This is a genomic window from Lunatibacter salilacus (assembly GCF_009797935.1).
GTDB lineage: Bacteria > Bacteroidota > Bacteroidia > Cytophagales > Cyclobacteriaceae > Lunatibacter > Lunatibacter salilacus.
On record NZ_VOLC01000003.1, the window covers coordinates 86,752 to 98,806 of the forward strand.

Below are 12,055 nucleotides of genomic sequence, written 5' to 3' on the forward strand. Positions count from 1 at the left end.
TTGAAGCAATACCAAACACAATTAGAGCGCAAATGGATAGTTTTTTGAGAGAAACAGCCCAAGATTTACTTGACAAAAGGGGCCAATTACGGGACATGACTATAATCCTTCCCAATAGAAGAGCCGGATTATTTTTCACCCGGCATTTGGGTCAGCTGATTCAGGAACCAGCGTGGATGCCAGCCATTAAGACGATTGAGGATCTTTTTAATGAAATCGCCCAGCTACGGCCTGCGGATTCGCTTACCCTCATATTTGAACTTTATCAAGTATATATCAAACTGCACCCATCGCCTGAGCCATTTGACCGATTTTATTTTTGGGGAGAATTAATTCTTAAGGATTTCAATGATTTAGACCAATTCATGGTGGATGCCAGCAAATTGTATCATCAATTGTCAGAAATCAAAGAAATTGAAACAGACTGGTCCTTTCTGACAGAACACCAGATTGCCCTCATACAGGCATTTTGGAGAACTTTTGAGGGAAAGGAAAGCCAGCACAAAGACAAATTTCTCAAGTTTTGGGAATTATTGGCACCCCTTTATGAGGCTTTTCAAAGTAGTTTGAAAGTAGCTGGATTAGCCTATTCGGGAATGATCTATCGGCAGGTGGCCGAATCCCTGTCGGAAATGCAACCTCCGGAAGCTAAACATATCTTTGTGGGATTTAATGCTTTTACCCTTACCGAAAAAAAGCTGATAAAGCACTTTATTGCTTCGTATAACGCAGAAATCTATTGGGACCTAGATGCATATTATGTAGCGGACCCCCAACAGGAATCAGGATTGTTTTTTAGAGAATACCTGAAAGATCCCGTATTGGGGCCTACTTTTCCGGAGGAGCTGCCACAGCGGATTAGTGCGGAAAAAATAAAAATAAAGACCTACGCTACCCCACTTAAAGTCACCCAAGCTAACCTGACCGGGTCAATTCTTTCCCAAGTTGGGAATTTTGAAAATTTGGAAGAGACCGTGGTCATTCTGCCTGACGAGCAACTGCTCTTTCCACTTCTAAACATACTCCCAGAAGGCATTAAGAAAGTTAATGTAACCATGGGGTATCCTATAAAAAATACGCCAATTTACACCTTTTTGGAGTCAGTATTGGAGTTGCAGCGCTATATCAAAATTGAAGAAGGCGTGGTGTTGTTTTACCACAAGCCAGTGGTAGATTTATTGTCCTCGGTTTATTTGCGAAGAGAAAATCCAGCGTTGTCACTGGAAATTAGCGGTAAGATACAGGCTACAAATCAGGTTTATGTTACGAAGGAAACCTTTCAGGGTGGAGGGAAACTCTTTTCCTTGGTTTTCAACAACTATTTCTCCGGCAGTTTGCTTCCCGGGTTGATGGAGTTGATTCAAGATCTTGCGGAGCATTCTGACATGGATGGATTGGACCGCAGTTATTTGTTTCAGTGCTATAAGCAGTTGAATCGACTTAATGATTTACTATTAAACCGGTCGGAAATCACTATAAGTCTTGAATTTGTAATTCGGATTTTCCGCCAAATCTTTCGAGAGGTTAAATTGCCTTTCGAAGGTGAGCCTTTGGAAGGGCTTCAAATTATGGGGGTTTTGGAGTCCAGAAATCTGGATTTTAGGAGAGTTATCATCTGTCACATGAATGAAGGCAGTTTTCCACCAAGTGCTTCTCTGAATTCCATGGTTCCCTTTAATTTGAGAAGAGCCTTTGGACTTCCTGTACAGGAGCAAAATGACGCGATATATGGGTACACTTTCTATAGGTTGCTTCATAGGGCGGAGGAGGTACACCTTATTTATACCACAGCTGCAGATCAGGGTCGAGCTGGTGAAAGGAGCAGGTACTTGTATCAGCTTTTAGAAGAACTGGGACTGCAAAGGGAGGTAATGAAGGATGAAGTGGTGTTTGTTCCGGTAGACATTAAGTCAGGAGAAATGATTACCATCCAAAAAAATCCGGCAATTTTGGAACTGATGAAACGCTACTTGGTGAATGAGACAGGCTCAGGTACTGTGGCTATATCACCATCGGCTCTTTCAATTTGGTTGGATTGCCGTCTCAAATTTTATTTTAAATACATCGCAGAATTGGCTGAGGAGGAGGCCGTCAGCGAGGAAGTGGACCCAGCCGTTTTTGGAAACCTTGTTCACGGCGCATTGGAGAATTTATATCTGGGATTTATAGCCAGAAAAAAAAGGATAGAGTTAATACCTGGCGATTTCCCTTCTCTGAAGGATTTTATATTCCCGGCAATTGAAAAAGCCATCCGAAAACAATATTTCCTGAGCGAAGATGATCAATTAAAGCTTACAGGGCATTTAACTATCGCTAGGGATGTGTTGCAAAAATACCTGCTCCAGATTTTAGAGGTAGATGAGATGAGTGCTCCTTTTGAGATTATTTCTCTAGAAGCTGAGAAGAAATATAAAGCCCAATTCCCTATTCAAACCCCGTTTGGATCACAGATTGTTTTATTGGGTGGGATTATAGACCGAGTAGACAAACGGGAGGGAGTCATAAGGTTGATGGATTACAAATCAGGCAAGGACAGTAAACAGTTCCCTAGTATTGCAAGTTTATTTGACCGGGAAAATAAGAACCGAAATAAAGCGGCAATGCAAACACTCTTTTATGGGTTGTTGTATCACTACAATTTTCCTGAGAATAAACTCCCACTTAAGCCAGCTCTCCTGAATTTGAGGGATATATTTGCATCCGATTTCTCACCTTACCTTGAAATTAAAGAGCCCAGGGGAAAACCAATCGTTGTGGAGAACTACTTGGACTACAAAGAAGCATTTGAAACTCATCTGCGGGAGCTTTTGGGAGAATTGTTTGGACAGGATATTCCGTTTGATCAAACAGAGGACCTAACAAAATGCGCATATTGCCCCTATTCGGAGATTTGCGGCAGATAAGAGTATTGAAAGTGTCAAAATTTGAGGTAGTTGCTATTGGGTTTAAATGTTATCAGGTTTCAGGAATTAGTATTTTTTTTCCGCAGCCGGAGAAGTGTTTTTGGTTAAAAAGAGATTTTAGAATCAAAAACTGAATATTATGTTTAATTTTATTTCTTGATGTGATAAATATGAAGCCCGAAATATCATGTTCGTTGAAATATGGCTTGTTTGCGGGGGCATCTTTCCTGCTTCCTGCCATTTATCATGTGCCCTTAATGAATTTTCTGGGGCTTACTTCCGTTCATGTGTTTTTTATTGGCCTAACCGCTATTATTACTCTTTTTGTTATTGTTCATGCCTATTATACTTCGTTGCGATATGAACGTTTAGAAGACAAACTGGAAAAACGATACAGGTTGATATTTGAAAAATTGCCGAATTGCGTTTGGGTAATTGCGGATGACAATTTCCGAATACTCACAGCTAATGAGCTTGCCCTAGAAAAATACAGTTCTTTTTCCAAGCGGTTCGGGGATAAGTTGTTCACTTCGCTGTTTCAGGAACCTGAAAAAGTTAAATTTGAGTTGATTAGGCAGCCCTATACGATCCGGAATCTCGTGATGATAGATAAAAACTATGATCCAAGGCACGTGGATTTGTTTTCCATGCCTTTTTTATATGATGGAAAAGACTGTGTAATGGTATTGGCGGTTGATCATTCTGAGATTCACCACTCTTTACATGAAAATATGTTGCTCAATGATTCATTAAAAGAACAGAATAAGCGGCTTAGGGAATTTTCCTTTGTTCATTCCCATCATATCCGAAGTCATTTAGCAAATATATTAGGTATTATCAATTTGACTGGTGACCAGGATACAATCTCACGGGAAGTGTTGAATATGTTGCGAACCTCGGCAAAAAAGTTGGATAAAGAAATTAAAAAGGTAAATCAAATATTGATGGAACAAAGTGACATAAACGCAAATGAAACAAGGAGAAGTCAACCCTCCAAGGTTATTATCTTCGTTGATGATGACAAAGTCCAACATATGATCAACAAACGCATTCTATTAAAAATCAATCCCAACTTGGAATTGGTTTTTTTTGAAAACCCATATGATGCCTTGAGTTGGTTGGAGAAAAATATGGCAGACATTTTGCTTCTTGATATTAATATGCCCGAAATGGAAGGTTGGGATTTTTTAAAGCTCATGGAAGAAAGAGGAATTAAAATGGAAGTAAAGATGTTAACTTCCTCGTTGGATCCGATGGATATAGAGAAAAGTTACGGATTTGATATGGTGAGTGGTTTTTTGGTAAAACCTCTTAGGAAAGAAGTGATCGATGAGTTTTTGTAATCCTCGGCCATCCCTTATTTTATTTTTGTCATGAGTTAGGTTCAAATTAATCAGTAGTAATGTCTAAAGAATCACCAAAATTATCTTATTTTCTGGGGAAAAGACTTAATAAATTCTTTTCGGGATTGGCAAGTGCTTATCGCTTCGTCCTAAAATTCTTTAGGGAAGTATGGTTTCCTCCCTATGAGTTTAAGGAGTTTATTCGTCAGTGCTATCAGATAGGGTACAATTCCCTTCCATTAATTTCCCTGACAGGTTTTATCGTAGGTATCGTTTTTACCAATCAATCAAGGCCTTCGCTTACGGAATTTGGTGCTGCATCGTGGCTTCCGGCTTTAATTTCCATTGCGGTGGTTCGGGCTATGGGTCCCTTGGTGACAGCATTGATTGCGGCTGGCAAAGTTGGATCAAGCATTGGTGCTGAAATTGGCTCCATGAAGGTAACCGAACAGATAGACGCCATGGAGGTTTCCGCTACAAACCCCTTTAAGTTTTTGGTGGTGAGTCGGGTTTTGGCGAGCACGCTTATGATACCTGTATTGGTCATGTATACTGATTTTGTGGCGCTTATGGGGTCATTCTTGAGTGTCAATAAAAATGAACTGGTTAGTCTTTCGACGTTTTTTGTACAGGTTTTTGATGCCTTGACGTTCTTGGATATTACCGCATCCCTTTTGAAATCACTGGTTTTTGGATTTACAATCGGCATAGTGGGATGCTATAAGGGATACAATTCTACGAAAGGTACAGAGGGTGTAGGTAAGGCAGCCAATGCAGCGGTTGTAATGGCAATGTTCCTGATATTTATAGAGGAATTACTGTCGTTACAGATTACAAATTACTTCAGACAAATGTAAGCATGCAAGACAAGGTTGTAGAAATAAACGGACTTACCAAGTCATTCGGAGAGCTAGATGTTCTCATGGGAGTGGACTTGAATTTATATAATGGCGAAAACCTAGCTGTGCTGGGGAAGTCAGGTAGTGGAAAATCGGTACTTATTAAGATAATGGTTGGCTTATTAAGCCAAGATGAGGGGTCATGTAAGGTTTTAGGAGAAGAAGTAATTGACCTTCCCGCAAAACGGCTTAATGCATTGAGGCTTAAAATTGGCTTTTCATTTCAAGCGTCTGCCCTATACGATAGTATGACAGTCAAAGAAAATTTGGAATTTCCTCTGGTTCGAAACGTAAAGGGTTTGGGTACTGCGGAAAAAAACCGCCTCGTTGAGGAAGTTTTGGATGGCGTTGGCCTTTTAAATACCCTAAACCAGATGCCCTCAGAACTTTCTGGTGGTCAGCGGAAACGGATCGGTATTGCACGTACATTGATATTAAAACCTAAGATCATGCTTTATGATGAACCTACTGCAGGGCTAGACCCCATTACCTGTGTAGAAATCAATAACTTGATCAATCAAGTAAATGAGGAATACCATACTTCTTCTATTATTATTACCCACGATCTGACTTGTGCTAAATCTACTGGAGACCGGGTGGCAATCTTGCTTGACGGGAAATTTAGTGCACAGGGAAAATTCGAAGAGGTTTTCCGCCTTCCGGATGAAAGAATAAAATCATTTTATGACTATAATTTTATCAACACATGAGAGACGATAATAAAACAACCGTAATCGTTGGCATTTTTGTCCTTGTCGGCATCATCATATTGATTGCAGGTATAATGACATTGGGGTCTCAGCAGAAGACCTTTGGAAAAAACTTTCGGGTGACAACGGTATTTGATGACATAGCTGGCCTACAGACTGGAAATAATGTTTGGTTCTCCGGAGTGAAGATTGGGACGGTCCGGAAAATCAATTTCTATGGGGAATCGCAAGTGGAAATCGAAATGAATCTGGATGCAAACACCAAAGACTATATCCGCAAAAATTCCAAGGCAACCATCAGTTCTGACGGGCTGATAGGAAATAAAATCATCGTGATTTATGGAGGTACCTCAGATGCCGGATCAATTGCAGAAGGTGATCGGCTAGAGGCAGTAATGCCACTAGATACTGACAAGATGATGGAGACCCTACAGGAAAACAACAATAACCTTGTAAGCATCACCGAAGACCTTAAGGTGCTGACGCATAAAATAGCTGGTGGGGAAGGAATTGTTGGAGCCTTGTTAACTGATAGTTTACTAGCTCAAAATTTCCGGGGATTGATGGGAGATTTAAATCAAACAGCATCAAGAAGCAACCGATTGACATCGGAGTTGGTCCAGTTTTCACAAAAACTTAATCAGAAAGGAACAACTATCGACAGTTTCCTAAGCGATACTACACTTTATGCTTCCCTTCAAGGAACTGCCAAAGGATTGGAAGCTACTCTTGAGGAGGCAAATACTGTCACCAATAACCTAAAAGTTGCTACTGAGAAGCTAGCCTCCCCAGATAATCCGGCGGGCATGATCCTGAACGACGAAGAATTTGCAGCTTATATGAAGAGTGCTATGGGCAATTTGGACCAAAGTGCGGAATCATTTAATGAAACGCTGGATGCATTAAAGTACCACTGGTTTTTTAGAAGGTCTTTCCGAAAAAGCGAAAGGGCAAAAGAAGAAAGTGAAAACGAATAAGAATTAGTTAAAAGCGGATATTATCCGCTTTTTTCTTTTTAATACAATTTCTATTTAAGACCAATGGGAGTTAAGTTATAGAAATTGGACAAAAAAGCTTATATTGAGGAATTAAAGGAAGTTGCATCAAGTTATTTACTTGTACCAATTTTTAACCAGCAAAATACGTTACCTATGTCATTAGACCCATACAAAATCAAAAAAACACTTCGTACCACTCAGGGAGAATTGTCTTACTGGAGTTTGGAGGAACTCCAAAATCAAGGCCACGGAATAAAAAAACTTCCGTTTTCTATACGGATCCTGCTTGAAAACGCCCTTCGTAATTTCGATGATTTTGCAATTACAAAAGAAAACTTGGAAACTCTTTTGGATTGGAAACCGGCGTCTTCGGATAAGGACATTCCATTCAAGCCTGCCCGGGTGCTAATGCAGGATTTTACGGGTGTTCCCGCAGTAGTCGACATAGCTTCCCTCAGGGCAGAAGCTGTGAGAAAAGGAAAAGATCCTAATGACATAAACCCCCTGATTCCGGTGGACTTAGTTATTGACCATTCTGTTCAAGTTGATTTTTTTGGCACCGACTATTCGTATAAAAAAAATGTTGACGTGGAATATGAGCGTAACGGGGAACGCTATGAATTTTTGAAATGGGCGCAGAAATCATTTGATAACTTTTCTGTTGTACCTCCAGGAATGGGAATTTGTCATCAGGTAAATCTTGAGTATCTAGCCCAGGGTGTTATAGCCCGGGACGGGAATGTATTTCCTGACACCTTGGTGGGAACAGATTCACATACCCCGATGGTCAACGGTATCGGAGTAGTCGGTTGGGGTGTCGGTGGTATCGAAGCCGAGGCTGCGATATTGGGCCAACCCATTTATTTTATCATGCCCCAAGTGGTTGGACTCAAGCTTACGGGTAAACTTCCTCTTGGAACCACGGCCACCGACATGGTTTTAACGATTACCGAATTGCTTCGCAGACATAGTGTCGTCGGTAAATTTGTAGAAGTTTTCGGATCCGGACTCGATCATCTTTCGGTTCCCGATAGAGCCACCATATCCAACATGTCTCCGGAATTTGGATGCACCGTCACCTACTTCCCAATTGATGACAGGACGCTGGACTATATGGCGAAGACAAACCGAAACGAAGATCAGATAAAACTGGTAGAAACCTATGCTAAGGCAAACATGCTTTGGAGAAAGGATGAGGATGAAATTGTATATTCTAAGGTTGTGGAATTGGATCTTGGCACTGTGGAGCCCACCGTTTCAGGTCCTAAAAGGCCCCAAGACAAAATATTGCTTCGGGACTTCAAGAACAAATTTGGAAGTTTGCTTAGGGATGCCCACGGAAGGGAATATATCCCCATTGACAAGCGCGAAGATGGACGTTGGTTTGGAGAAGGTGGGAGCAATCAGCCGATTGAGACGGAATCCCTGAAAGAAGAAGATGACATTGAAATAGAGACAAAAATTAAAAATGGGTTAAAGTCTGTCGTGGTTAAAATCCACAATGAAAAGTTCGCACTACACGATGGATCAGTAGTCATAGCCGCCATCACCTCATGTACCAATACCTCCAATCCCAGTGTTATGGTAGGCGCTGGATTGATCGCCAAGAAAGCAAGGCAACGGGGTCTGGATGTCAAGCCTTGGGTGAAAACCTCTTTGGCTCCCGGATCCAAAGTAGTTACGGATTACCTTCAAAATTCCGGTTTGTTGGAAGATTTGGAAGCACTTCGCTTTCATGTGGTGGGATACGGATGTACCTCATGCATAGGGAACTCGGGGCCACTTCCCAGGCACATTGCCCAGGCTGTGGAGGAAAATGATCTTATCGTTGCTTCAGTGTTGTCCGGTAATAGAAATTTTGAAGCACGGGTTCATCCCCAAGTAAAAATGAATTACCTGATGTCGCCCATGTTGGTCGTCGCGTACGCCCTTGCAGGCCGTGTGGATGTCGACCTCAACGAGGAACCACTGGGATATGACCCGAATTTGGAGCCCGTTTATCTTAAAGATATCTGGCCTACTCAGGAAGAAATATTTGAAGTCATAAACAGGGTGCTTTCCCCTCAGGATTATAAAAACAGCTACGGAGAAATATTCGAAGGAAATGAGCAGTGGAAAGCCTTGACCGCTCCTTCGGATAAGGTATACCAGTGGTCTGACAGCTCCACTTATATTAAACAAGCCCCCTTCTTTGAAGGGATTTCATCGGAAGTACCTGAACCGCAGGATATTTCTGGAGCACAGGTGTTGCTCAAATTGGGAGATTCAATTACTACCGACCACATTTCCCCAGCAGGATCTTTTGCTTCCCATTCTCCGGCTGGTAAATTCCTTATTGAAAAGGGGATAGATCCATCTGATTTCAACTCATATGGTTCTCGAAGAGGAAATGATGAGGTAATGGTAAGGGGTACATTTGCCAATGTCCGCATAAAAAATCAATTGGCTGAAAGAGAGGGCGGCTATACTGTCCACATTCCATCTGGGGAGGAAATGTCCGTGTATGACGCTTCCAAGAAATATCAGGCTGATGCCACTCCGTTGGTAGTTCTCGCCGGTAAGGAATATGGTAGCGGAAGCTCCCGTGACTGGGCGGCGAAGGGTACCAGTCTATTGGGAATCAAAGCGGTTCTTGCAGAAAGCTACGAACGTATTCACCGGAGCAATCTGGTAGGTATGGGGGTGCTCCCACTTCAATATATGGAGGGCCAGACTGCTGAAACACTCGGGCTATCCGGTTTAGAAACTATTCATATTTCGGGAATCTCAGAGGGTTTGAGCCCATTGAAAACCCTTCAGGTGAAAGCTAGCAGACAGGATGGTTCTACCATTTCTTTCGAAGTGATTGGACGGTTGGATAGTGCCATTGAGATAGCCTACTACAAAAACGGAGGCATTCTCCACTATGTATTGCGGCAGTTCTTGTCGAAATAATCCCGATGAGAATCAATACAAAAGCCCTATTGTTAGCCTAACAGTAGGGCTTTTCCGTTTGGCATTGTAAAAAATTGACCACGAAGGACACAAAGGGATCACGAAGGTCACAAAGAAATTTATAAAAAGTAGGGTTTCCTTTAGTTAAATAAAAAGCCCAAAAGGGACATGAGATCATCAAGACCACAAAGAATTAAAAAGAAACTTTGTGCCCTCTGAGCAAACTCCGTGTCCTCCTTGGTTCCCTTTTTTTACCTGCGAATGACCTTTTCACTTTTGTCAAGGGTTTTTTTTGAGTATTTTGGCAAAAGCGACCACATTTGGATACATGTTCTTTTCACCAAGTACTTCGTCTGGGGAGAAGTAGCGGATTTCCACACATTCTGGGGTAGGTTTGAATTTTTCGTGTTCAAGCCTGGTCTCGTACACTACATTCGAAATATGCACGCCCTTGTGATTGATACAAGTAAAGAAATGACTAGGCTGATTGGCGATGAAGGTAGTTTTCAGTGACATTTCTTCCCAAATTTCCCTTTTCAATCCCTCATGGGGTGACTCTCCAAAGTCCAAGCCACCCCCTGGAAGTTCCCAAAGCCCATTATCCTCTTTTACCAGCATAAATTTGTTTTCATCATTTAGTATAATCGCTTTTACACTTATCCGGTAAAAACACTCAGGGATAGTTATGGCCATATAAGGTGATGGAGTTTAATGTTACGGTTTGGGTATCCACACTACTTTTTGCTCAGAAATATGATCCGCTCTCAAAATATCGCCGTAAAGCTCAGGCCTTCGGGCTTTCCTGTACCGGTAGCCTCCTGCTTGGGTAAGTTTTTCGGGAGTGACCGTTGCGATAGTCATGTCATCGTCCAATTTTCGGCATTCTGCAATGATGTCTCCAAACGGATCCAGAATCATGGAGCAGCCATTTTTCAACTGGTCGTCGTCCATACCAATTGGATTGGAAAACACCACGTAAATCCCATTGTCATAGGCCCGTGCGGGCAGCCATTTCATTAACCAAGCCCGTCCTTTTAACCCGTCAAATTCAATTCTTAGAGAAGTGGGGTCTTGGTTTCTGTTTTTCCATAAGGCCGGATCGACAAATCCCGCCCCCGGCCTAGTAGATGGTGTACACATCGTAACATGGGGCATAAAGATAATATCCGCTCCCAATAAATTTGTAGCCCGCACATTTTCGATGATATTGTTATCATAGCAGATCAGAATACCACATTTCCATCCATACAAATCAAACACACAAAAAGAATTACCCGGCTTGATGTGGGGATTGATAAACGGATGGAGCTTTCGGTATTTTGCTACCAATCCATTTTCGTCAACGCAAACATAGGCTTTGAATATGTCGTCGTTCCTGTCTTTCTCAAATAATCCTGCCAAGATCGCTATTTGATAGGTTTTCGCGATTTCCTGCAGGCGTATTATGCTGGGACCGTTGGGTATTATTTCCGCAAGATCCAGCATTTGGTCTTTGGTTAGGTTTCGGGCAAAAGTGTAGCCTGTGATTGAGCATTCATGAAAGGCAATGACCTTTACCCCTTCCTCAGAGGCCTTGTGGCAAAAAGACTCAATAATAGCCAAATTGTGGTCTTTGTCCCCACTTTTGTTCTCAAATTGTACCGATGCTATCTTGATAGGATCCATAAGGTTAGGTTATTTACACACAATTTCCAAAGGGCCGGATGACCCCATGAAATTAAAGTAGTCGACAAGATAACCATTATTTGTTTTTTTGGGAAAAGTTTTACCCAAGGGCAAATGAAAAAACCCGAATTACATCCATATAGGGATTGCAATTCGGGCTAAAATTGTTGAATTGAAAATAAGGTGGTGGCAGTGCTTTTATTTTTCGATTTTCTTTTCCGGAAGAATGATGTAGAAGGTTCTTTCAGGATATAGCAACTCTTCTGCTTCGGTGAGTTTCCCCTTACATTCGTAGGCAGGTAGGCCAGGGTCTGCCGGTACCCGTAATTTTTTTAACTGAAAGCTGACATAATTACCCAATGGGGGAACAGCAATGGGCATTGGGTTTTCGCTGTTGATTTTCAGTTCAGTCATTCCGACTTTGTCGGTGAAAGTTTCATCCAATTGATACGAGTCAAACTCCTGGTATAAGGTCACAGACTTTGCTGGGAAAGTTTCCATTCCTGTTACATCTTGGCCAAATGTTTGGAAAGAAATCAAACAAGCAAATATTATAGGGATCATTAGCTTTTTCATAACACAAAAGTTTTAGATGAAACGTTA

The 12,055-nt window shown here is 41.7% G+C and carries 9 protein-coding genes; 6 read left to right on the top strand and 3 right to left on the bottom strand.

The genetic code is table 11. The annotated features are described in order from the left end of the window. Positions 1–32: 32 nt before the first annotated feature. From FQ608_RS05445 to acnA, 6 genes are all read left to right on the top strand, one after another. On the top strand, positions 33–2,903 hold the full coding sequence (locus FQ608_RS05445) for a PD-(D/E)XK nuclease family protein (RefSeq protein WP_158856813.1): 2,871 nt from the start codon (positions 33–35) through the stop codon (positions 2,901–2,903). A gap of 170 nt (positions 2,904–3,073) precedes the next feature. After that, positions 3,074–4,246, top strand: a complete 1,173-nt coding sequence (locus FQ608_RS27420; protein WP_234364078.1) for a response regulator — start codon at positions 3,074–3,076, stop codon at positions 4,244–4,246. 59 nt (positions 4,247–4,305) lie between these two features. Beyond that, complete coding sequence (locus FQ608_RS05455; RefSeq protein ID WP_158856814.1) at positions 4,306–5,103, top strand: MlaE family ABC transporter permease; 798 nt, start codon at positions 4,306–4,308, stop codon at positions 5,101–5,103. 2 nt (positions 5,104–5,105) lie between these two features. Then, positions 5,106–5,855: an ABC transporter ATP-binding protein gene (locus FQ608_RS05460; RefSeq protein WP_158856815.1), complete on the top strand. Its 750-nt coding sequence runs from the start codon at positions 5,106–5,108 to the stop codon at positions 5,853–5,855. Continuing rightward, positions 5,852–6,832, top strand: coding sequence for an MlaD family protein (locus tag FQ608_RS05465; RefSeq protein ID WP_158856816.1), 981 nt, complete (start codon positions 5,852–5,854; stop codon positions 6,830–6,832). The genes FQ608_RS05460 and FQ608_RS05465 overlap by 4 nt, the downstream gene beginning before the upstream one ends. Positions 6,833–7,006: 174 nt before the next feature. Then, a complete protein-coding gene (acnA, locus tag FQ608_RS05470) occupies positions 7,007–9,787 on the top strand; it encodes an aconitate hydratase AcnA (RefSeq protein WP_158856817.1) in 2,781 nt (926 codons plus the stop codon). Positions 9,788–10,066: 279 nt separating this feature from the next. Here acnA and FQ608_RS05475 read toward each other — a convergent pair whose 3' ends face one another. The 3 genes from FQ608_RS05475 to FQ608_RS05485 form a co-directional block, all read right to left on the bottom strand. Next, entirely contained in the window at positions 10,067–10,480 is a 414-nt protein-coding gene (locus tag FQ608_RS05475; protein WP_158856818.1) for an NUDIX hydrolase, read from the bottom strand. Between the two features lie 21 nt (positions 10,481–10,501). Continuing rightward, positions 10,502–11,452, bottom strand: coding sequence for a nitrilase family protein (locus FQ608_RS05480; protein ID WP_158856819.1), 951 nt, complete (start codon positions 11,450–11,452; stop codon positions 10,502–10,504). A 198-nt stretch (positions 11,453–11,650) separates the two neighbouring features. Continuing rightward, positions 11,651–12,028, bottom strand: coding sequence for a hypothetical protein (locus FQ608_RS05485; protein ID WP_158856820.1), 378 nt, complete (start codon positions 12,026–12,028; stop codon positions 11,651–11,653). Between the last annotated feature and the right edge of the window lie 27 nt (positions 12,029–12,055).